The 22418-nt window shown below is 75.4% G+C and carries 16 protein-coding genes and 2 pseudogenes; 6 read left to right on the plus strand and 12 right to left on the minus strand.

All coding sequences use genetic code 11. The features are described from left to right. Window positions 1–31: 31 nt before the first annotated feature. Window positions 32–958 (minus strand): dihydrodipicolinate synthase family protein, encoded by a 927-nt coding sequence (locus GQS52_RS00145; protein ID WP_259370474.1) that lies wholly within the window; start codon window positions 956–958, stop codon window positions 32–34. A gap of 71 nt (window positions 959–1029) precedes the next feature. Here GQS52_RS00145 and GQS52_RS00150 point away from each other — a divergent pair, with 71 nt between their 5' ends. Both GQS52_RS00150 and GQS52_RS00155 read left to right on the plus strand, forming a co-directional pair. Continuing rightward, window positions 1030–1980, plus strand: a complete 951-nt coding sequence (locus GQS52_RS00150; RefSeq protein ID WP_182311082.1) for a LysR family transcriptional regulator — start codon at window positions 1030–1032, stop codon at window positions 1978–1980. A gap of 150 nt (window positions 1981–2130) precedes the next feature. After that, window positions 2131–2804: pseudogene (locus GQS52_RS00155) on the plus strand (ABC transporter ATP-binding protein). Window positions 2805–3991: 1187 nt separating this feature from the next. On the opposite strand, the gene GQS52_RS00160 reads toward GQS52_RS00155, so the two are convergent. Further along, complete coding sequence (locus tag GQS52_RS00160) at window positions 3992–6691, minus strand: tetratricopeptide repeat protein (RefSeq protein ID WP_182311083.1); 2700 nt, start codon at window positions 6689–6691, stop codon at window positions 3992–3994. Window positions 6692–6818: 127 nt separating this feature from the next. Next, window positions 6819–8141: a hypothetical protein gene (locus GQS52_RS00165; RefSeq protein ID WP_182311084.1), complete on the minus strand. Its 1323-nt coding sequence runs from the start codon at window positions 8139–8141 to the stop codon at window positions 6819–6821. 126 nt (window positions 8142–8267) lie between these two features. Here GQS52_RS00165 and GQS52_RS00170 point away from each other — a divergent pair, with 126 nt between their 5' ends. Then, window positions 8268–9476, plus strand: coding sequence for a hypothetical protein (locus tag GQS52_RS00170; RefSeq protein ID WP_182311085.1), 1209 nt, complete (start codon window positions 8268–8270; stop codon window positions 9474–9476). A gap of 442 nt (window positions 9477–9918) precedes the next feature. Here the strand turns inward: GQS52_RS00170 and GQS52_RS26920 are convergent, their stop codons facing one another. Further along, window positions 9919–10662, minus strand: a complete 744-nt coding sequence (locus GQS52_RS26920; protein WP_220472721.1) for an amidohydrolase family protein — start codon at window positions 10660–10662, stop codon at window positions 9919–9921. Further along, window positions 10659–11099: a hypothetical protein gene (locus tag GQS52_RS26925; RefSeq protein WP_220472722.1), complete on the minus strand. Its 441-nt coding sequence runs from the start codon at window positions 11097–11099 to the stop codon at window positions 10659–10661. Before GQS52_RS26925 ends, GQS52_RS26920 begins: the two co-directional genes overlap by 4 nt. Window positions 11100–11361: 262 nt before the next feature. Between GQS52_RS26925 and GQS52_RS28295 the strand changes: the two are divergent. After that, window positions 11362–11436, plus strand: a pseudogene (locus GQS52_RS28295) (hypothetical protein); the annotation flags it as partial. A gap of 913 nt (window positions 11437–12349) precedes the next feature. Here the strand turns inward: GQS52_RS28295 and GQS52_RS00185 are convergent. Continuing rightward, window positions 12350–12907, minus strand: a complete 558-nt coding sequence (locus GQS52_RS00185) for a helix-turn-helix transcriptional regulator (protein WP_259370475.1) — start codon at window positions 12905–12907, stop codon at window positions 12350–12352. Between the two features lie 516 nt (window positions 12908–13423). Here GQS52_RS00185 and GQS52_RS00190 point away from each other — a divergent pair. Next, window positions 13424–14620 carry an MFS transporter gene (locus GQS52_RS00190; protein ID WP_182316122.1) on the plus strand — a complete coding sequence of 399 codons (1197 nt, stop codon included), beginning with the start codon at window positions 13424–13426 and terminating at the stop codon, window positions 14618–14620. Window positions 14621–14828: 208 nt separating this feature from the next. On the opposite strand, the gene GQS52_RS00195 is transcribed toward GQS52_RS00190, so the two are convergent. From GQS52_RS00195 to GQS52_RS00215, 5 genes are all read right to left on the minus strand, one after another. Beyond that, window positions 14829–16322, minus strand: coding sequence for a DHA2 family efflux MFS transporter permease subunit (locus GQS52_RS00195; protein WP_182311086.1), 1494 nt, complete (start codon window positions 16320–16322; stop codon window positions 14829–14831). Between the two features lie 278 nt (window positions 16323–16600). Continuing rightward, the gene (locus GQS52_RS00200; RefSeq protein ID WP_182311087.1) at window positions 16601–17194 is read right to left on the minus strand and encodes a YdeI/OmpD-associated family protein; all 594 of its coding nucleotides are present in this window, start codon (window positions 17192–17194) and stop codon (window positions 16601–16603) included. 165 nt (window positions 17195–17359) lie between these two features. Beyond that, the gene (locus GQS52_RS00205; RefSeq protein WP_259370476.1) at window positions 17360–18952 is read right to left on the minus strand and encodes an alpha/beta hydrolase; all 1593 of its coding nucleotides are present in this window, start codon (window positions 18950–18952) and stop codon (window positions 17360–17362) included. Window positions 18953–19263: 311 nt separating this feature from the next. Further along, window positions 19264–20163: an aminoglycoside phosphotransferase family protein gene (locus GQS52_RS00210; protein WP_182311088.1), complete on the minus strand. Its 900-nt coding sequence runs from the start codon at window positions 20161–20163 to the stop codon at window positions 19264–19266. Window positions 20164–20270: 107 nt separating this feature from the next. Beyond that, entirely contained in the window at window positions 20271–20855 is a 585-nt protein-coding gene (locus GQS52_RS00215; RefSeq protein WP_182311089.1) for a TetR/AcrR family transcriptional regulator, read from the minus strand. Window positions 20856–20944: 89 nt separating this feature from the next. Here GQS52_RS00215 and GQS52_RS00220 point away from each other — a divergent pair, with 89 nt between their 5' ends. After that, window positions 20945–21742 (plus strand): SDR family NAD(P)-dependent oxidoreductase, encoded by a 798-nt coding sequence (locus tag GQS52_RS00220; RefSeq protein ID WP_182311090.1) that lies wholly within the window; start codon window positions 20945–20947, stop codon window positions 21740–21742. Window positions 21743–21764: 22 nt separating this feature from the next. On the opposite strand, the gene GQS52_RS00225 is transcribed toward GQS52_RS00220, so the two are convergent. After that, window positions 21765–22418 carry a GntR family transcriptional regulator gene (locus GQS52_RS00225; RefSeq protein ID WP_182311091.1) on the minus strand — a complete coding sequence of 218 codons (654 nt, stop codon included), beginning with the start codon at window positions 22416–22418 and terminating at the stop codon, window positions 21765–21767.

The raw sequence follows: 22418 nt of genomic DNA on the forward strand, positions 1-22418 counted from the left end.
GTACCGTCGCGGGCGCTCCGGCCGGTCCGTGTCAGGCCGCGGTCTCCCGGTGGGCCCGGTGGGGTCCGGCGGTGGCCAGGTCCGCCGCTCGCCGGACCGAGTCGGCGGAGGCGGCCAGCAGCGGCAGCCGGACGGCCGGGCTGGGGATGCGGCCCTGGGCGTGCAACACCCCCTTGATCACGGTCGGGTTCGGCTCGGCGAAGAGCGCGGCGGACAGCCGGGCCAGCTCGGCCCCCAGCCTGCGGGCCGGTCCGGCGGCGTCGCGCCGCCACAGCGAGATCAGCTCGGCGTAGTCGGCGGTGCGGACATTGGCCGACGCCAGGATGCCGCCGCGGGCGCCCGCCGCGAGCAGCGGCGAGATGACGGCGTCGTCGCCGCCGAGCACCGCGAAGTCCGGTGTCGGCGAGCCGAGCAGTTCCATCGTGGCCGCGTCGACCGCCCCGGTCGCGTACTTGACCCCGACGACCTCCGGCAGGTGCCCGAGCGCTTTCAGCGTGCTGGTGCCGACGGGCTGGCCGGTGCGGTACGGGATGTCGTAGACGACCAGCGGCAGGCCCCCGTGTTCGGCGAGCGCCGTGAAGTGCGCCAGCGTTCCCGCTTCGCCGGGCCGGGTGTAGGGCGGTGTGGGAACCAGGGCCGCCGCGACGTCACCGCGCTGGGCGAGTTCTTGCAGCAGCGTGACGGCGGCGGCGGTGTCGTTGGTGCCGACGCCGACGATCAGCGGAGCTGCGTGTGACCGGCAGACTGCCGAGCAGATGCGGATCACGGCCCGTTTCTCCTCGGCGGTCAGCGTGGCCGCCTCCGCGGTGGTGCCCAGGGCCACGAGTCCGCGGGCGCCGCCGGCCGACAGCGCCTCGTCGGCGAGCCGGGCGAGCGCGTTCGGGGAGAGGCGCAGGTCGTCGGTGAACGGGGTCACCAGGGGGACGAAAAGGCCGGTGAGGTTCGCTTCGGGCTTCATGGGGCCAGCCTGACCGACACGAACCCAGTAGATCCAGTTCATGTTTCTTCGCCCATGCGTAAGCTTGCCTTATGATCGATGTCCGACGTCTCCGCCTGCTGCGCGAACTTGACCGGCGCGGCACCGTCACGGCCGTGGCCGAGGCGCTGGCCTTCACCGCCTCGGCCGTCTCCCAGCAGTTGGGCGTGCTCGAGCGCGAGGCGGGCGTGCCCCTGCTGGAACGAAGCGGCAGACGGGTGGTGCTCACACCCGCGGGCCGCGCCCTCGTCGCCCACGCCGACGCCGTCCTCGAACGCCTGGAACTGGCGGTCTCAGAGCTGGCCGGGGCACGCGAGGGCATCGGCGGGCCGCTGCGGATCGGGACGTTCCCCTCCGGCGGTCCCGCGATCGTGCCCGCCGCGCTGGCCGAACTGGCCCGGCGGCATCCCGCGCTGGAACCGATGGTGCAGGAGATCGACTCGGCGCGGGTCTCCGACGGCCTGCGCGCCGGCGAACTCGACGTGGCCCTCGTCCACGACTACGACTTCGTACCCGCGTCGCCGGACACCGCGGTCGACCAGGTGCCCCTGCTGGAGGAACCGGTGTATCTGGCCACGGGCGGCGCCACCGACAGCGCTCCCGCGACCGGCCCCGCCGCCCGCGGCGACACGCTGGCGGAGCTGCTCGGACCGTGGGCCGCGTCCCCGTGGATCACGGCCCGGAGCGGCACGACCGGCCACGCGATGGCCGTACGCGCCTGCCAGGCGGCCGGCTTTCAGCCGCGCATCCGCCACCAGGTCAACGACTTCCGTACCGTCCTGGCACTGGCCGCCATCGGGCAGGGCGCCGGATTCGTGCCGGAGATGGCCACCGCACACGCCCCCGAGGGCGTGGTCCTGACCCGGCTTCCCCTCTTCCGCCGCTCCAAGGTCGCCTTCCGCGCGGGCGGCGGCACGCACCCGGCGATCGCGGCGTTCGTGGCGGCGGCGCGAACAGCGGTGGGCGGCCTGTGCATGCGCAGCCACGCCTGCAAGTCGGGGTAGGCGGCGATGCTGCTCCTGCAGTCGTGGGCGTGCGCGCGATGTGGCGTTGGGACACATGGCTGACAGTGCACCGCCTCCCGACCGGCGAGAAGTGTTTCCGTAGACTCGTTCCGTCACGGCGGCGAACGTCCGCGGAAGGGGTCGCAAGAGGTGCGAGCAGCCTTGCTGACGGTCACTGGTGTGAGCCGCACCTTCGGTGAGCTCGAGGCGCTGAGAGCCGTCGACCTGGAAGTCGCCGCGGGTGAACGCGTGGCGCTGCTGGGGCCGAACGGCTCGGGGAAGTCGACCCTGCTGCGCATCGTCTGCGGCCGGGACCGGCCCACCACGGGCACCGTCGTGTTCGACGGCGAGCCGATGACCGAGGACGACGTGCGGGTACGCGCGCGGGTGGCGGTCGTCGGCGACGCGCCCGGCTGCTACCCCGACCTGACGGTGCGGCAGCACCTCGAACTGGTCGCCGTGGCGCACGGTGTGCCCGAGGACCGGATCGGCGAACTCCTGTGTGACCACCGGCTGGCGGACCGCGCGGACTCGCTGCCCAGCGCGCTGTCCTCCGGGCAGCTCCAGGCGATGCTGCTCGCGTCGGCGCTTCTGCGCCCCGCGACCTGCTGGTCCTCGACGAGCCGGAGCAGCGGCTCGACCCCCGGGCGCGCGGCCGCCTCGCGGACGTGCTCCGGGCGGAGAGCGACAACGGCACGGCGGTGCTGTTCGCCACTCACCACCGTGAACTGGCGCGAGTGGCGCACCGCGTGATCGTCATGGAGGACGGGGGCCTGGTCGCGGACGGCAGTCCGGACGAGGTGCCGGCGGGGGCGGACGCGTGAGCCGTACGTCGTCAAGGACGAGTGCGGAGGTGGGCAGAGGCCCGGCCGGCGTGGACCGGACCGCCGAGGCGACGGCGTGGTTGCGGGCCCGCCGCGGCGCCGACCGCGTCCGCCGGTTCGTCTACGTCGCCTATGTCGTCCTGCTGTTTCTGCTCGGCTGGTACGGCATGTACGCCATCGGGCTCTTCCACGAGATCGGCCACCGCCGGCCGCTGGCGGAGTTCGCCGGGACCATCGCCCGCGCGCTGCCCTCCGGCCTGGTCTTCGCCGCCTTGGCCGGGCTCTTCGTCACCCTGCGCGACGCCCTGTGGCGGGGGCCGGTGACGCTGCCCCGGCCCGACGTCGACTGGCTGCTCGCGCTGCCGGTCCGGCGTCGCCCGGTGCTGCTGCCCTGGTTCGCGCTCTCCGCCGGAATCTGGGTGCTCGCCGCGCTGCTGCTCGGTTTCGCCGGCGCCCTGCTCGTCGCGGCGGCCGACCTCGGCCGGATCGGCGTCCTGGCCGCCGCCTCCCTGGGCCCGGCGGTCTGCCTGGCACTGTTGGCCGTGGTCGGGGCGGCCGTGGTCGAAAGGTCCCGGAAAGCCGCCGACCGGCTCCACCGGGCCACCCCGGTCCTGCTGCTCGCGGTGCTGCTCAGCGCCGGGCAGGCGGTGGCCGCGGTGCTGGGTCACCGCGTGGAGGTGCTGGAGACGATCGAACTGTGGTCCGGCCCGTGGGGCTGGGCGGCGCAGCCCGTCCTCGCCGCCGCGGGCCGGTCCGCCCCTTTGTGGCCGGTCGCGCTCGCCCTGCTGGTGGCGGCCACGGCGGCCGCTCTCGCGTGCGCGGGGAAGATCGTGGCGGGCGTGCCCGTCGGCGTGCTGCGGGCGCGGGCCCGGGCCTCGGGCGGCGTGCTGGCCGGATTCCTGACCGCGGACATGCGCTCGGCCCGGCTCTCCATGACGAGCGGCCCGGAGATCCGCGGCCGTGGCCGTGTCCAACGGTGGGCCGCGCGGCTGTCCCCGCCGCGCTCGCCCGGCCTGCTCGTCGCCTGGCGTGACGCGATGGCCCTGCTGATGGAACCCAGGCGGCCCGGCCTGACGGTCCTGCTGCTCGTGTCGGCCGGCGCGGCGGCCGGAGCCTCTGCCGAAACCGGGGGCGGGACGGCGTACCTCGCAGCGGCGGTGGCCGCGCTGCTCGGCTACTTCGCCGCGTCACACCTGCTGGAGCCGGCCAGGCTGGACGGCGACGACGTGCGGCGCACGGCGTGGTCGCCCCGGCCCTACGAGGCCATGGCCCTGGAACACGCACTCGTACCGATGCTCGTGCTCGCCGTCACCGGGTGCCTGCTTGCCGTACCAGTCGCGCTGTGGGCCCACCTCGCGGCGCCACTGGTCGTGCTGGCCGCCGCACCGGTGCTGGTCGCCGCCGGGCTGTTGAGCGCGTACCGATCGCCCGTGCCCATCTGGATGCTGTTCAGCGGCCCCGTGCTCGGCGAGGCCGGCCCGCTCCTCGCGATGCTGTGGTACGCCGTCGGCCCGATCGTCGGCGTCGCAGGACTCACCGTGCTGCTCGCCGCGCCCTTCCCGGTCGGGATCCCGCAGCCGGTGGAACCGCTGGGCCGCCTGGCCGCGTGCTGGGTCCTGGCCCTTGCGCTGTTCCGCTGGGTACGGGGACGCGCCCGCAAACGCGCCCGGCCGTAGCCGGCGGGCCGAGCGGCCCGCGGCCGGAGCCGGCGGGGACATCGCGGACCGGCCGGTCGCGGCCCGGAACACGCCGGCCGTCACACCGTGGACCTGGATGCACCGGCACGGGACGGCCCGCTGCCCGAAGGCGACGGGCAGGACGCGCCGGGACGGGTCATGTGGGGGTGCGGCGGTACATACGGCCGAGGGCGCGGGCCTCGCGGCGGCGGCCCGTGGCGGCAAGGCGGCGGACCAGGTTCCTCCTGACCATGGCGAGCTGCGGCCCGTACTCCTCGGGTCGACGGCGGCGAGGCGGGCGGTGACCTCGGCCGCCCGTTCGGTGGCCGGGACGGACTCCGTGTGCTCCCCCTCCCACCACAGCGCGTCGGCCAGCCGGATCAGCGCGTAGGCGTAGTCCGGTTCGTACGCCACGGGGTCGAGCGCGGCCAGTCGGGCGTTCACCTCTGCGGCCTCCCGCAGGGCGGTCGGGTCGTGGAGACTGCCGGGCCGCTCGCTGTCCGCAGCAGTCGGACGGTGCAGGTCCAGCAGCAGCGCGAACTGCGGGCCGTGGGTCGCGAGGTCGGCGGCGGCGAGACAGCGGTAGAGGGCGAGCTCCACGTCGTACAGCACTTCCGTGGCCTGCGGGCCGTACGTCTCGCGGTGCTCGGCGCGGTGCGGCTCGGCTGCGGCGCCGAGCCGGCCGGTCAGCGCCGCGGCCTCCCGCTCGTCGGTCAGCGCTGCGGTCTCCATCCCGCAGGCGCGCCGGACGGCTGCGCTGGTTTGCAGGGCGCCGGCGAGCCCGGCCTCCAGCGCGGCCGGGTTGGCGCGCGCCCGGCGGCGGTCGATCTCCACGGCCTGCTCGATAGCCGCGAGGGCCTCCTCGCGCCAGCCCTGCGGCGGCAGCAGCTCCGGGGTCGGCGCGCCGCCGGAGCGGAGGTGCCAGGTCAGCACTTGCTCCGCGCTCTGTCCCTGCTCGGTCAGCATCGAGGCCAGGTTCTCGAGGCCGATGGCGAGCGTGCCCTCGTGGGCCGCGGGCCGGTCGGCCGCCAGCCGCCGCAGCATCGCCACCGCCTGCCGCGTCGCGTCGATCGCCGCCTCTGTGCGGAGCGCGGCGGAGAGGTCGGAGCCGTGGTTGAGCAGGGCGACGGCCAGGGCGCCCTGGTGCGCGGCGGGGTCGGCCGTGGCCAGCCGGTGATAGCGGACCAGCGCCTCCGAGCCGGCCTGGAGGGATTCCAGCCAGCGGCCGGCGTGCTTGAGGAGGTTGCCGTAGTTGGACAGGTGGAGGGCGAGGTCGGCGGCGTGTCGGCCCACCGGCTCGGTCAGCCGTCGGCGGCCGATCTCCACCGCCCGCTCCATTGCGGCGACGGCCTCGTCGGTCCGCCGCTCGTAGTCGTAGCGCAGGCTGAGATTGTTCAACGCGAGGGCGAGGTCGTGCTCGTACCGGTCGGGATCGGCGCGGGCCAGCGCCTCGTAGCCGGCCACTGCCCGCTCGGCCGCGGCCAGGCTCTCGGCGTAGCGGCCGGCGCCGGCCAGGCTCCAGCCGAGGTTGCGGTGGACGGCGGCCCGCTTCGCGGGGTCGTCGGTGGCTGCGAGCAGGTGATCGGCCAGCCGGACGGCGAGCACGGCCGCCGCCGGGTCGAGGTCGGCGTCGTCCCGGTTCGGCAGGTGGGCGGCGACCGCGTCGAGTACTTCGACGTCGAGGTCTGCCAGGGCGGCGATCGTGCCGAGCGCACCGCCGCCGGCGGCCACGGCCAGCCACGGCGCCTCGCGCAGCAGCGGATCGAGGTACCCGGTGCGCACGTGCGGCCACCGGTCGGCGGCGGCGGCCACAAGGGTCAGGGCGCGCGGTGTCCACGGGGCGGTGGGCGCGCCGGGGGTGTGCGGCAGCAGCGCGCGGAGTACGGACGGCGCCCAGTCGCGGGCCGGGTAGTCGGCGAAGTGGCCGGGCAGGGTGAGCGCGACGAAGTCCTCGGCCAGCCGGTCGGGGGTCAGCGGCTCCAGCTCCGTGGGCCGCGCGGGGTCGGCGGGCGGGTAGTGGGCGGCGTGGTCGGCGAGCGCCCGCTCGGGATGCCGCGGCCCCCGGCGCCCGACGACGTCAGTGCGGCTGCGCCGGTGCCGGGCGCCACGGGGCCGGTGAGGGCGGCGGTGAAGACGATCCGGTTCATCGCGTCCGGCGGCGTCGCGCCGGACGCGGTGTCCGGGGCGGATTCGGCGGAGTGGCGGCTCCACCGCCGGGCCCACTGCCGCTGCTCCCGGTCCAGCAGGTAGGTAGTCAGGCCGGCGGCGTCCCGCGGGGGTCGGCGCCCGGCCCGGTGCGCGTCCACGGCCACCAGCGCCGCCATGTGCACGGTCAGGGTCAGTCCGAAGTCCGGGCCGTGCAGCGGCACGGGGGAGGCGATCCCGGCGGCGGTCGGCAGTCCGTGGCGGGCGGCGAAGCTGTCGCGGGCGGCGCGGAACATCCGGGCCCGCTCCCCCGATCCGGCTGCCGCGTCCGGGCGGTGGTGCTCCCGCGGGTGCGGGTCGTCGGGGGCATCGGCGGGTCGTCGGGGTTGTCCGGGGCATCGGCGGGGAGGGATGGCAGCGGGTGGCCGGCGGTGGCGGCCTGGAGGTCGGCGAGGGTGGCGCGGACCGCCGGCCACATGTCGGCGGTCCGGCCGATCAGCAGCAGCCGGGTCGGCAGGCCGGGGCGGTGCAGCAGGGCGTTGCTGAACAACCAGGTCAGGTGCGGCAGCGGCCACTGGTCGGCGTAGTCGACGACCAGCAGCAGGCCGACGGCGCCGTCGGTGGTCAGGTCCTGGCTGCCCGGTGGGGGCAGCACACTGCCGGGCCCGTGCACCGCGTTGACGACTTTCCAGCCGTCCGCGAGCGACTCCCGGGCGAACCGGGCGGCGAGCCGGGTCTTGCCCTGGCCGCCCGGTCCGTGCAGCCAGCGGGCGGCCAGCCGACGGTCCGTCAGCCGCCATGCGTGCAGGGCCGCGAGGTCCGCCGCGCGGCCGGTGAAGGGAACGATCTCGTGCCGGGCGCTCAGCATCCGGCTGGGCAGCTCCCGCAGCCACGCATCGTCGGCGGACGGTGCGGCCCGCCAGTTCTCCAGGATGTAGACGGGCTGACCGTCACCGAAGACGTGCAGGTCGGCGCCGATCACCCCGTACGCGAATCCGCCTTCCGCGCGTACCGTCTGCCGGGAGCCGGGCCGCCGGACGGCGGGCCGGTCACCCGGGCCGGCCGGTCCCGCCCGTCGGGCCGGAGCCGGCACCGGGCGCCGACGGGAGGTGGACGTGGACGCTGCTGCCGGGCCCTGCGCGCCGAACGCCGTGCCGCCGGCGTGCGCGGTGACGTGCTGCACCCAGTTCTGGGCACCGGGCGGCAGGTCTGCGGCAGCGTCCTCCACCAACAGCCGCAGGTCCTCGCCGGCCTCGGGGTGGTCGTGGAGCAGCGCCGCGAGCCGCCGGGCCCACGGCCGGACCAGGTCCTCGCGGGCCGCCTGCGGGTCGGGGTCGTCGACCACCAGGCTTGCGTCGCCGTCGAGTTGGGCGCCGACCGTCGCCGGCTCGTCCGCGCCGCGGCGGCGGAACAGCTCGGCGGCCCGGCTGCGGGTGACGTCCCACGCGGAGGTGGCCATGGCGGCGACGATCGTCGTCGCACCGGCCATGGCCAGCACACTCATCGGGTCGCTCATCAATTCTCCTGTTCCCCCGGGAGATCGGGTGGCAGTCTAGCTGGGCGCGCGGCGGCATTCGTGCGGATCGGGAGCACAGCACGGGGACGGGCGGGGCGGGGACGGGGACGGGGACGGGGACGGCGGATGGAACGCACTGTCTGGGCGGACGCCGAGCGCATCGACCGGCAGGCCGTCCGTTATCTCGACGGGGGGCATGCCGAGCCGCTGCGCCGGCTGGTCTGCTCGGTGCCGCTGGCCGACGGGGTGCGGCTGGCGAAGCGGCTGCCCGCCCCGCCTCCGGACGGGGCGCCGTCCCTGCTGGCCGCCGCCGACGAGCGGGCGGTCCGCGACGCGGTCGACGCGGCGGCGCTCGCGGTCCGCACCGACCACGGGGGGCTGCCGGGCGCGACGCGGTCGTTGTCGTTCGGTGTCGGGGACCCGGTGCTGACGGTGACCGTCTGCGAGGAGCCCGGCGTCACGCGGGTCCTGATGCTCGACGGCGGCACCTGGCGCGATGTCTACCGCGGGGAGCGGAAGCACCACGCCGTGGGCTGCGTGGACGCGGAGAACGTCGTCGCCGTCCGCGACGACCCGGCGGAAGGGCTGGCGCTGGTGCACTACGCGGCCGGCGCGGAGAAGACGGTGATGACCGGACGGGTACTTCTGGGTACCCGTCCGGCGGGCACCGCGGCGGGCTTCGTCGCGGGCAGCGGGCTCTCTCCCGCGGTCGTGGTGGCCGGGCCGGACCGGCAGCCGGACATCATGGACCTCGCGCCGTTCGGCCTGGAGACCGCCGCCCGGCTGGCGGTGGACCCCGCCGGGAGGGCGGTCGCGTTCGGCGGCAGCTCGGCGGTGGTGGTGACGGACGCGCGCATGGAGCACCTGGTGGCGCGGAACGTGGTGCCGCCGCCGTACGCCCCCGTCCGCGACCTGGTCTTCACCGGCCCCGACACGCTGGTGGCCGGCGGGGCGGCCGGCGGCCTCAGCCGGTGGCGGATCTCCCCGCACGAGGCGCTGGCCCTGGAGGCGATCGCCGAGACACCCGCGCTCGGCGGGCTGTTCGCCGTCCCGGCCTGGGGCGTGGTCGGAGGCCGCGCGGGCGGTGAGCACCGGTACTTCGCCCCGGACACCCTGGTACCTGTGGCCGCGCCGCGGCCGCTGCTGGACGCCGGGTGGAACCCGCGGCTGGTGCACACCGTCGCGGGATCGGCCGACGGCCGGTTCGCGGTCGTGGACGGCTTCCTCGACCCGGGGCCCGACGGCGTGCCCGCGCGCACGACGGCCCTCTACGACTTCCACCCCCGTTGGCCCGTCTGCTGCGCCCCGTGGGATCGCTCGACGAGTCCGACCTGACGGCGGTCGCCGATGCCGCCGCCCCCGGCTCGGGGGTACCGCACCGCGAGACCCTCGCCCGCTGCACGCCGTCGCCACCGCCGCCCGCAGCGGGCGGTGAGCCGGCGGGGCCGTGCGGGCGGCGACCGGCCTGATCGGCGCTTCCTGGGCCCGGCCGGCTCGCCGGCACCGGCGCAGCGGTCGTCACCGGTCTGCCCCGCCGCTGGTGCCTGCTGATCATCTGCACGTCCCTGTGCGAGCGCCTGGCCTTTGCCGCCCCGGGCTTCCTGCCCACCCCGTGGGCGGCGGCCACCTTCCTCGCGGTCCTGGGCGTCGGTGTCGCCCGTTCCAGCGACGTGGCGCTGCCGACCTTCGTGCAGACCCGGACGCCGGCCGGCGGCAACGACGCCGCGCCCGCACCGGCCGGCTGACGCCGGCGCGGGCGCGGCGTCCTCGAGAGGGATCAGGCGGGGCCGGTCTGCCGGACACCGCGCCGCCACACATCGGCGATGCGGCTGACGGCGGTGATGTCCCGGGTCGGGTCGCCGTCGACCAGCAGCAGGTCGGCGCGCAGTCCGGGGGCGATGCGTCCTCGGTCGGTCAGCCCGAAGTGCCGGGCGGGCAGGCTGGTGGCGGAGGTGAGCGCCTCTTCGGCGCCGAGTCCGGCTTCGGTGAGCAGGCGCAGTTCCCGGTGCATGCCGGTGCCGTGGGCGGGCGTGAACGGGGTGACGTCGGTCCCGGCGAGCAGGGGCACACCGGCTTGGCGCAGGGCCCTCAGTGCGCCTGCGGCGTTGTCCGGGCTGCCGGGGCGGGCGCAGTCGGCGGTCGGGGTGTGCCCGGCGGTGACGGCTTCGAAGTAGGCGAGGGTGGTGACGACGAAGACGTTCCGGGCCCGGGCCCGTTCGGCCAGTCGCTGCGAGGCCGGGTGGCCCGGCGGGAGGTCGGTCCACACGTGGGCCAGGCCGTCGACGCCGGCGTCGAGTGCGGTCCCGGCCTCGGACGCGGTGATCGCGTGGGCGACGACTTTCAGTCCGGCGTCGTGCGCCGCCGCAGTGAGGGCGGCGGCGGTCTGCGGGGTCATGGTCGGAAGGCGGGTGCCGTGCACGGTTCCGTCGTCGATGACGATCTTGAGGTAGTCGGCTCCCTCGGCCAGCCGGGCCCGGACGAAGGCGGGTGCCTGCGCGGGGTCGCAGATCGAATCGATCACCGTGTCGCCGAGGCCGTCGAGGACGGTGCCGGCCAGGCTTCCAGCAGTTGGGTGGGGTGCCCGCCGGGTGCGGTGGCCAAGGTGCCCGCGCTGCGCAGGTCGGCCACGTCGTCGTTCTCGGCGGCCAGGCGCCGCTGCCGGGCGAGCAGCGTGGGGAGGCAGAACATGTCGAGCTCGGTGGTGACCCCGTACCGCAGTGCCTGGGCCAGACTGCCGTCGAGGACGTGGGTGTGGGCGTCGATCAGCCCCGGCAGGAGTGTCCTGCCCGTGCCGTCGACCACGGTGCCGGCCGGCCCGCCCGTGTCGGCGTCGGGGCCGGGGCCGGGACCCGTGCCGGGGTCGACCGCGGTGATCAGGCCGTCCTCGATCGTCACGTCGGCTTTCGCGACGGTTCGCTCGCCGTCGAACATCCTGACGTCGCGGATCAGTGTGCGCATCAAAGGCCTCCTCGCCTGGGGGTCGTGCGTTCTCGGACGCCATCGAAGAGGGGGGCCGGGCGGCGGTTGTGACATCCGCACAGAGAGCTGTGGCGTGGATCACATCCGGGGTGTTCGTGTCACACTCGCGGTGCACGGGGCTCTTCTGTCACGGCAGACGAGGAGGCACACCGTGGTACCGACCGCACCGAACACGACCGGCGACGCCGTCACCGAGCAGTTCCTCGACCATCGCAGGCTGCTGTTCTCGGTGGTCTACAACATGCTGGGCAGCGTCGCCGACACCGAGGACGTCCTCCAGGAGGTGTGGCTGGCCTGGTCCGCCAGGCTCCGGGGCCAGGACGCCGGGCCGGTCGGGAACCCCCGGGGCTCCCTGGTGCGGATCGCGGTGAACCAGCGCTGGCCCGCCGCGCGGACATCAACCGCCGGCAGGAGACCTACGTCGGCCCCTGGCTGCCGGAACCGCTGGTCGCCGCCGAGGACGACGTCGTCGGCGCCGCCGAACCGGGCGAATCGCTGTCGACGGCGGTGCTGGTGGTGCTGGAAACCCTGTCGCCGCTGGAGCGGGCGGTGTTCGTGCTGCACGAGGTGTTCGGGTTCGGGCATCCGCAGATCGCGGACATCCTGGGCCGCACGCCGGCGGCGGTCCGCCAGCTCGCGTCCCGCGCGCGCCGTCACGTCCATGCCCGCCGTCCCCGTCACCGGGCCGCCCCGAAGGTCCACGCCCAGGTCACCGAGCGGTTCGTCGCGGCCGCCCTCGGCGGCGACCTGCGGGCCCTGCTGGAGGTACTGGCGCCGGAGGTGACCTTGTGGACCGACGGCGGCGGCAAGGGGCCCGCGGCCGGCCTGCGCCCCGTGCACGGCCGCGACCGGGTGGCCGCGCTGCTGGTCGCGGTCGCCTCGGCGCCGTCCCTCGGCGGGCTGGACGTCCGCCACCGGCAGGCCCGGCGGCCCGTGCGCCGTGGTCTTCTCCGAGGACGGCCCGCTCGCCGTGGTCATGGTGGACCTCGCGCCCGACAGCCACCGGATCACCGGGGTCTACTCGGTCACCAACCCGGACAAGCTCACCGGGATCCGCTGAGCGCGGCACCGTCGACCGCCCGTGCGGCACGAGGCACGGTGCCCCGGTGCCGCGCCGCCCGGGAGGACCGCGGCGTCCCAGGACGGGCGGCGCGGCGACGGCCCTGCCCGGGCGGCGGCCGACGTGCTCCGGCCCGCCTCTTCTCCCCTCCGGCCCTCTCGGGGCGGAGTCAGTACGAGATGTCGATGTAGTCGATGTCGGTGAACTCCACCACCAGGCCGTGGGCGCGGCGTCCGGCGTCCTTGAAGTACTGCTCCTGCAGGCCTTCGGCGACGATGTCGCGCAGCTGCTGCTCGCCCGCGCCGGTCGCCCGGGCGTCGAACAGGCGGGCGGCGTAGGCGGGCGGGAGGTGCTGGGTGATGCGGCGGATGCGGGCGTCGTCGGTGGTGCCGGGGGCGGCGGTGAAACCGAACCGGGCGCGGGTGGCGACGGTCATGCCGCCGGCGGTGGCCGCCTGCCGACGGGCCCGCTGCCGAACGCGGGGCTGCCAGTCCTTGCGGACCTCGGCCTCGAGCCGGGCCGCCACCGCCCTGGTGGGGTGCTTGCGCCGGCCGGACAGGTAGCGCTGGACGGTGCGTTGGGAGACGCCCAGGCGCTGCGCGACGGCCTTGGTGGAACCGCCTTCGCGTTTGAGCAGGAAGCGCATCCGGGCGGCTGCGGTCTTCGGGATCGGGCGGGTGAAGGCGTACTGGTCGGCGGCGGTCAGGCTGTCACCGATGATGCCCACGAGCAGGGGTGCTCCTTCCTCGGGTTGGCTGCACGGCCCGCAGGGGGCCTGTCCTCGGCCCGGCCGCCCGGGCGCAGGGCCCGGCGGGCGCCCGACGGGCCGTCCGGTCACGTGGAAGAGGGCGCCGGCGAGCTGTCGGCCGGTGGGACGGCGTCAGCATAGTCGGCCGGTGGCCGCGAGCCGGGCGGCAACGGCAGCGGCCACGCCCGCGGCCGCCCGGCTCGCGGCAGGGGGCCGCCGCCGGCGCGGGGCGCCCGGGGGCGGGAGGCCACTGGTTCAGGGAGCGGGCGCTGGGCGGGCGGTGCGAGCAGGGCCGATGGGGTTGACCCTCGACCTGGTGCAGGCTGCACGGTTCCGGGGTGCAGGCGCCCTTCGCGGGCCCTGCGGCAAAGCCCACCCGGCGCCCGCGCCCCGACCCCTTGGAGACGTCCCATCAGCAACACCGAACAAATCGGGGAGAGTCCGGCCGCAGCCGGCACCGGGCCGCGCCCCGGCGGCCCGGGCGGCCCGTCGCCGCTGCCCCGTGCGTATCTCGTCTGGCTGTCGGGGGCGCTGGCGTCCCTCGCCGGCGACTCCGTGCTGTACTTCGCGCTGGGCTGGGCCGCGAGCGCGCACGGCGGATCCGTGGCGGGCATCGTGCTCACCGCGATCGTCCTGCCCCGCGTGGCGCTGCTCCTCGTGGGCGGCGCGGTCGGTGACCGGCTCGGCGCGCGCCGCGTGATGATCGCCGGGGACGCGGCGATGATCGCCGTGTCGGTGCTGCTGGCCGCGCTGGCCCACCGCCTGGGTGCCGAGCCCTGGCTGCTGATCGGCGCCGGTGTCGCCGTCGGCTGCGTGGACGCCTTCTACCTGCCTGCCTCGGGGTCGATGCCGCGGCGCCTCGTCAGCAAGGAGCAGCTGCCGCGCGCACTCGCCCTGCGCCAGGTCGGGGCGCAGGTCGTCACTGTGGGCGGCGGCCCGCTGGGCGGTGTCCTCGTGGGGTTCGCAGGGCTGGCCGGGGCGGCGCTGGTCGACGCCGTCACCTTCGTCGTCGTCCTCGCTGTGCTGATCGTGGTCAGGCCGCGTCAGGACGTGCCGGCGGCCCCGGCCGAGAAGCACGTGCTGCGGGAGGCGGCCGACGGCGTGCGGGTGGGCCTCGGCGATGCGGTGCTGCGACCGGGACTGCTGCTCGTCGGGGCGGCGGCCGGGTTCTTGCTGCCCGTGGTGCCGCTGCTGCTGCCGCTGCTCGCCCGCGACCGGGAGTGGGGAGTCGGTGTCGCCGGCCTGGTGGTGAGCGCCCAGGGCGCCGGGATGATCGCGATCACGCTCGGCGTTGCCCGGCGAGGCCCGCTGGGACGTCCCGGAACGCTCGCGGCGTGCGGCCTGACGGTGGCGGGATCCGGCGTGCTGGCGCTCGCCGTGGCACCTGCCGGCGGCGCGGTCCTCGCCGCGGGGCTGGTGATCGGACTCGGCAACGGCCTGTTCGCGTCGCACATCGGCCCGTTGATCGCGACGGTCGCGCCCGAGTCCCACCTGTCGCGGATCCAGGCCCTGCTGGCGCTCGCGCAGAGCCTTCCTCTTCTTGTCATGAACAACGCCCTCGGCAGTCTCGCGGGCCTTGCCGGGACCACCGTCACCGTCGTGGTGTGCGCGATCGCGGTGACCGGCACCGGCCTGCTGGCCCTGCTCTCCCGCCCGCTGCGCACCGCCCGCACCGCCACCGGCCCGGCGTAGGACGGAGGACCTGCGCCCCGGCGCCCCGGCGCCGGCCCGCCCGCCGTGTCTCCTGTCAGGAGCAGAGGTGCGCAGGCGGGCCCTGGGCCGGGCAGTGCCCGAGGACGCCGACAGCGAGCGACCCGGGCTTTGGACCGCGCCCCCCGCCCCCGGGGTCGGGGGGCGGGGGGCGGGACGGGACAGCGGCGGCCGGGCCGGGCCGCCGGGCTCACACCGGTGCCCCCGCCGCCGCGTCCGCGGCAGTGCCGTTCTCGTCCTTCGCCCCGGGCGCCGGGGGCGGTGCCGGCGGGGTGCGGACCAGCAGCGCGACCAGTACGGCCAGTACGCCCAGCACCGCGCCGACGCCGAACCCCCACCGGACGCCGGCGGCCAGCGCCTCTGTGGCGCCGGCGCCGCCGGCCGCCGCGGCGGCGGCCCGCCCCGACATGACGCTGATGACCAAGGCGGTGCCGGCCGCGGCCGCGACCTGCTGCAGCGAGCCCAGGACGGCCGAGCCGTGCGGGTACAGGTGCGGCGGCAGCACGGACAGGCCGGAGGTGAACACCGGGGTGAAGACGAACGCCAGGCCGGCGCTCAGGGTCACGTGCAGGGCGAGCACCAGCCACGGGGAGGTCTGCTCGCCCACGAGGGCGAACAGCGCCAGGCACAGCGCGGTCGTCACGGCGCCGGGCACGACCAGGCGCGGCGCGCCGAACCGGTCGTAGAGCTTGCCGACCTGCGGTCCGAGCAGGCCCGTCGCCAGGCCGCCGGGGATGAGCAGCAGCCCGGTGTGCAGCGAGGTCAGGCCGCGCACCTCCTGCAGGTACATCGGCAGCAGGATGAACGCGCCCATCAGCGCCATGAACGACAGGCACACCAGGGCGAGAGACACGCGGAAGTGACGGAAGGACAGGGTGCGCAGGTCCAGCAGGGGCGCGGAGGAGCGTTGCAGTGCCACCTGCCGCCACCCGAACAGGGCCACCAGCACGGCGCCCGCCAAGGTCGTGGCCAGGGGCGGTATCGGGGCCCGGGCGCTGTCTGCCGCACCGAGCCCGCTCAGGCCGTACACGAGGGCGCCGAAGCCCGCTGCGGCCAGGAGGGCCGAGGGCCAGTCGATCGGGGTGGCCCGCGGCTCGCCGATGTTGACCAGCTTGCGCATGCCGAAGAAGGCCATGGCCGCCGTGATGGGCAGCACGGCCAGGAACAGCAGCCGCCACGTCCCGAGTTGGAGCAGCACGCCCGAGACCGCCGGGCCCAGGGCGGGCGCGACGGAGATGACGAGGGTGACGTTGCCCATGACCCGGCCGCGGTCCTGCACGGGCACCAGGGTCATCAGCGTCGTCATGAGCAGCGGCATCATGACGGCGGTCCCGGCGGCCTGGACCACGCGGGCGGCCAGCAGCACGGAGAAGGCGGGCGCGGCCGCGGCGAGCGCCGTGCCGGTGAGGAACAGCGCCATGGCCAGGCCGAAGGCACTGCGGGTCGAGACCCGTTGGAGGAACCACCCGGTCACGGGGATGACAACGGCCATGGTGAGCATGAACACCGTGGACAGCCATCCGGCGGCCGTGGCGGTGACCTCGAAGTCGTGCATGAGCCGCGGGATCGCGTTGACCATGATCGTCTCGTTGAGGAGGACGACGAAAGTCGACAGCACGAGGACCCGCAGCACGGCGGTGACGTGGGCGGGAGGCAGAGCGGGCGCTGCGGGCGGTGAGGGCATGGTGCCTTCCGTCGTGGGATGTCCTGCACAAGCGGTGGTCACGCCGGCGGGCCACGGCAGTACGGAGAGGCTCACCGGCGGTACCCCGATCCTGTCGGAGGCCACTGACACGCTCAAACCAATTTGCCGGTCCCCGGCCGGGGACCGGCGGTCACGGGCGGTTCCGGCCGGGCGGGCGGGCGTACGGGGCCGGGAGGCCGGGGCCGGCGGCGCAGGTCGTTGACGCGGACCGTCGGCGCGGGCCTGCCCGATTCACCGTGCCGGGAGGTCGCCGCGGCTCAGTGCAGCTTCTTCCGCTGCGCCAGCATGGCGACGAACTTCTCGATGCGGGCCGCCCGGGTCTCCGGCTTCTTGGCGTCCTCGATCCGGTACAGGACCGCGTACCTGTTGCGGCTGTCCAGGGCGGCGAAGAAGTCGCGGGCCTCGGGCGCCGCGTCCAGTGCGGCCCGGAGGTCGTCGGGCACCGTCGCCCTGCTCTGCGCCGCGTACGCCGCCTCCCAGCGGCCGTCCACCTTGGCCTTCTCGACCTCGCGCAGGCCGGCGGGCCGCATCCGTCCGCCTGCGATCAGCCGGGTGGCCTTCTCCCGGTTCACCTTCGACCACTTGCTGCCGGGGCGCCGCGGGGTGAAGCGCTGCAGCCAGTGCTGCTCGTCCAGCTTCTTCTTCTGCCCGTCGATCCAGCCGTAGCACAGGGCCGACTCCAGTGCGTGCGCGTAGTCCACTCCGTCGATCCCGGAGCCGTTCTTCGGGATCTGGAACCAGACGCCCGGTACGTCCCCGTGGTTCTCCTCCAGCCACTTCTCCCACTCCTCCTGCGTGGCGAAGAACAGGACCGGATCCGGTGTTTTCCGTGCTCCAGACATGGGCGTCATGAAATCCCAGCCTCGGTACCGGGTCAACAACCGCGCCGGCAGGGGCGCGTGCCCGTTTCGGGGCGGCGGGCCGGCCGGCCGGGCCGGGCCGCCGGGCCCGGACACCGAACCGGCAGGCGCCGGACGGCGTGCGCGTCCTCGACGTGGACGCGCACGGATCGCCGGTCACCCCGGGGCCGGGGCGGAGGACGTGAAGGGCCGGGCGTCCTGGCGGCAGACGGTGTCCCGGGGCGGCAGCGCGCCGGTGAGGACGTAGCGGACCTCGTGCCGGCCGACGCAGGTGCTGGGGTTCAGCAGCGTGGTGTGCCCGTAGCCGCGGACGGTGATCAGGCGGGCGTTCCCCAGGTGCCGGGTCGCCGCCACCCCCGCCGGGTAGGGGGTCGCCGGGTCGTGGGTGGTGTTGACGGTGAGGACGGGGACGGTCGAACGGTTCCACGGTCCCGTGTAGGGGCGGGCCGCCCGGGCGGGCCAGGTCGCGCACGGTTCGGGCAGCCAGGTCCAGTACCCTGCGACATCGCCCGACCGGGCCCGGGCGTACCGCTCGAACCGGGGGTAGAGCGACGGGTCGCGCGGGTTGGGGCTTTCCGAGCACTCCACGGCGAGCGGCGGTTCCACCTCCGGGTACGACGGTTCCCGGTTCGTCCCCGGCAGCCCGGGGAGCCGGGGGGCCCGCGGGGCGCCGTCGGAGTCCCCGCGGGGAGGTGTGCGGCCCTCCCACAGCGCCTGGAGGTTCTGTGCCAGTTCGCTCCACCCGGGGTCGACGACGTACAGCCCGTTGACGACCGCCGCCACGGTGGCCGCGTAGGTCCACTCCCCCCGGGGGCGCTCGCGCAGACGCCGCAGCAGCTCCTCGTACTTGTCCCGGGTGGCCTGCGGGGTGCCGGCCGAGAAGGCGCAGTGGTCGCGCGTCGTCCGGCCGCACAGTTCGAGGAAGCGGGACAGGGTCCGGGCCGAGCCGGTGTCGGCCGTCTGCCGCAGTTCGGTGGGCAGTTCGGGATTCATCCGCACCCAGCGGACCGGGTCGACGTTGCCGTCCAGGACCATGGCCCGGACCTTGCGGGGGAAGAGGTTGGCGTAGGTGGCGCCGAGGAACGTCCCGTAGGAGACGCCCAGGTAGCTGAGCTTCCGGTCGCCCACCGCGCGGCGCAGGAGGTCCAGGTCGCGGGCGGTGTCCGCGGTGGAGACGTGCCGCAGCAGGGTGGGGGCGCGGCGTTCGCAGAGCCGGCCCAGTTCGGCGAAGGCCGAGGTCCAGGCCTTCTGCTCACGGGCGCCGACGGGGAAACCGTCCGGGACCCGCTCGGCCCAGGCCGTGAACTCCTCCGCGGAGCGGAAGCACCTGACGGCCGTCGAGCGTCCGACACCGCGGGGGTCCCAGCTGACGATGTCGAACCGCTCGCGGAGCTCGCGGGGGAAGAGCCCGTACGCGGCGGGCAGCGCCGCCGTCCCGGCGGCCGCGTTCCCCGGTCCGCCGGGGTTGAAGAACAGCGAACCGACGCGGCGGTCCGGGTCGGTCGCCCGCCGCCTGATGACGGCCAGTTCGATCGTGCGCCCGTCCGGGCGCAGATGGTCGAGCGGAACCCTGGCCGTCGCGCACGAGAAGCCGGGCGCGTCCGCACAGGGGCGCCAGGCCAACGGGGGCACGGTGACCGGTGCGGAACGCCGGGCCGCGGAGGCCGGGGCGGACGCGGGTACGGCGCAGGCCACGGCTGCCGCCACGGCGACGCCCTTCCACCACAGGCCCTTTCGGGGAGCTGACATGCGTGACCCTTCCCGGACATCGGCTCTCGGGCACTCCGCCCTCGCGCACAGCCTGTACGCGCCGGGCGGCCGGTGCCCGCCGAGGTGATCCGTACAGGCGCCACCGGGCGCCCGTACGGATGAGCCGGACGGTCCGCCCGCGCGGGACGGTGTGCGGACCGGGCGGGGTCCGCGCCGGGGGCCCGACAACGGCCGTGCTGCCGGTCCGTGCCGACGGCTCGCGCTGCCGGAGGTCAGGCCGTTCCTGCCGGCGTCACTTCCCGGGCGAGCACCGCGTGGACGTACTCACTGCCCCAGCCGCGCGGGAGGCCTCAACCCCCTTCCAGTACCGCCCGGAGCACGTGGCGGGCGTTGCGCGCCATCGCGGGGTTCGTCCTTCGGTAGTACGGCAGAGCGATCAGCGCCTGCGAGAGAGTCCGCCCCCGGCCGCGCCGCCAGGTCGCGTCGTCCACGCCGAGCGCCTCGCGGAAGACCTCCCTCGCGCCGGCCGGCAGCAGGTTCCAGGCCGGGAACAGGTCGCAGGCCGGGTCGCCCACGCCCATGCACCCGAAGTCGATCACCGCGGCCAGCCTGCCGCTGTCGACGAGCAGGTTGCCCGGCATGAGGTCGGCGTGCAGCCACACCGGCGGCCCGTCCTCGCCGGGGGCCCGCAGCGCGTCCTCCCACACGGCGGTCGCGGCGTCGCAGTCGACGCCCTCCTGCGGAATCCCCCGCAGCTCCTCGATCGCCGCCCGGGTCTGCGCGTCGAGCGAGGCGACCGGCCCGCCCCGGTGGGCCCGCGGCGCCCCCGGCAGGGTGATGCTCCGCATCGCCGCCACGAACCCGGCCAGGTCCTCGGCCAGTTGCACGTGATCGCCCGGCGCGCCCTCCCGGGGGTTCTCCCCCGGCAGCCACCGGTGCACCGACCACGGCCACGGGTACCCCTCGGCGGGCTTCCCCGTCCCGAGCACCTCAGGGACGGCCGTGGGCAGCCGGAGTGCGAGGCGGGGCAGCCACTCCTGCTCCGCCGTCACGTCCGCGGCTCCGCCCGCCGTGAGCGGCAGCCGTACGGCCATGCCTCCGCCCAGCCGGTACACGGCGTTGACCGTGCCGCCGGACGGGAACCGCTCCACCGTCTCCCCCGCCCACTGCGGGAACTGCCCGGCGACCAGCCGCCGTACGAGGTCGTCGTCGACGGGGTACGGGCCGGGCCGCGTCTGACCTGTACTCATGGGGCGCCATCCGACCGCCGGACGGCGGTGGGCGTCAAACACTTTTCCGGCCGGTGCCGGTGGGCGGGCCGGTGCCGGCGGGCGGGCCGGCTCCCGGTGGGTCCGGCTCAGGTGTTGATCAGCGCCTGGAGTGCGTCCCCGTAGCGGGCGGTCAGGAGTCCGCGGTCGGCGGCCAGCAGGACGGGGTCGTGGACGACGTGCAGGGAGGTGAGCAGGCCGCCGATCTGCGCGGCCACCAGGTGGGCGCGTACTTCGGCGTCCTCGGTGCCGAGGCGGCGGACGAGGGGTTCGGCGATGCCCTGCCGGATCGTCTCGCGCAGGGCCGTTTCGACCTCGCTGCGGTCGGAGGCCTGGAAGAGCGCGGCGAGCGAGGTGACCGCCATCTCCCCGGCCCGGGAGGAGGGCAGGGTGACGATGTGCTCCACCAGGGCCCTTCCCAGTCCGTCCAGCGGTCCTTCCATGACCCGGGCCGCCGCCAGGTCGACGGTCATGGTCTCCAGGAAGAGCCTCTCCTTGGAGCCGAAGTGGCGGACCACCAGCGCGGCGTCCACCCCGGCGCGCGCGGCGATCGCCCGGATGCCGACGGCGTCGAAGCCCTCACGGGAGAAGAGTTCGTGGGCCGCGTCGTGGATCGCCTGCCGGGTCTGGGCGGCGGGCCGACGGGGTCTGGAGGCACGTGGCCGCTCGGTCATGCAGAGATCCCCCTTACGCATGTCAGTTAAGTCATCATAGATGACTTACGATGTCATCACTGTTGACAAAGGACCGGAAGGAGCAGGCGATGAACCGCCTCGAGAACAAGGTCGCGATCATCACCGGCGCCGGCAGCGGCATCGGCAGGGCCGCAGCCGAGCTGATGGGCCGCGAGGGCGCGAGGGTCGTGGTCGCCGACCACAACGCCGCCGGGGCCGAGGAGACCGCCCGGGCCGTCGAGGCGGCGGGCGGCCGGGCCCTGCCGGCCACCGTCGACGTCACCGACGACGGCTCGGTGGCCGACATGGTCGCGCAGGCGGTGCGCGAGTTCGGCCGCCTCGACGTGCTGTGCAACCACGTGGGCGGCACCGACCCCCGCAAGGACCTGGACCTGCTGCGCCTGGACATGGCCGAGTTCGACCGGGCCGTGGCCCTGAACATGCGCAGCACCCTCCTGGGGTCGCGGCACGCCGTCCCCCACATGATCCGCGCCGGCGGCGGGTCCGTCATCAACACGGCGTCGGTCGCCGGGCTGGTCGGGGACGTCCTGCAGATCTCCTACGGCGCGGTGAAGGCGGCCGTCGTCAACATCACCAAGTCGATCGCGGTGCAGTACGGCCCGCAGGGGATCCGCTGCAACGCTGTGGCCCCCGGCGCGGTCATGACGCCCGCCCTGCAGGACAACCTGCCCGCCGACGTCGTCGCAGCGCTCGAGGAGGCCAACGCCCTGCCCTACCTGGGCCGACCGGAGGACATCGGCCACACCATGGTCTTCCTCGCCTCCGACGAGTCCCGCTACCTCACCGGCCAGCTGCTGGTCGTGGACGGCGGCATGACCGTGCAGTCCCCCGCCGTTCCCGGGCGGCGCGCCATGCTCCCGGGATGATCCCGCCCGCAGGGGCGGCCGCTCAGTCCCCCTGCGCGGGCCGCCCGGGCGCCAGGTCGCTCCATATGTGGTGGCTCACGGCGACGGCCCGGGCCTCGTCGCGCCCGGCGAGGGCGTCGATCAGCTGCTCGTGCAGACCCACCGAGGCGCGCGCCGCCTCGGTGGAGAAGCGCAGGCACTCCAGCCGGCGCAGCAGCGGGGTCCAGCGGCGCACGGTCTCGGCCAGCGCGCGGTTGCCGCAGACCTGGATGGGCACCGCGTGCAGGGCGTCGTCGGCCGCCATCGCCCCCATCGTGTCGCCGGTGTCCACGGCCGCCGCGAAACGGGCGTTCTCCGCGCGCATCCGCTCGACCGCGGCGGCGTCCATGAGGGGCAGGGCCTCTCTCACCGCCATCTCGTGCAGGGTGCGCACGAGGGCGAGCGCGTCCGCGACGTCGCGCTCGGCGACGGGCGCCACCCGGGTGAAGCTCTGGGGCTTGGACTCCACCAGCCCCTCGGTGGCCAGGCGGGCCAGCGCCTGGCGCACGGGAGCGCGGGAGAGGCCGAGCCGCTCGGCGAGCTCGCCGTCGTTGAGGCGGCTGCCCGGGGCCAGTTCGCCGGAGACGATCGCGGCGAGCAGGGCGTCGTAGGCCCGGTCGCGCAGCAGGCGCCTGGGCACCGGTTCCAATGCGGTCAC

The organism is Streptomyces sp. SCUT-3, assembly GCF_014083985.1.
Lineage (GTDB): Bacteria > Actinomycetota > Actinomycetes > Streptomycetales > Streptomycetaceae > Streptomyces_H > Streptomyces_H thermolineatus.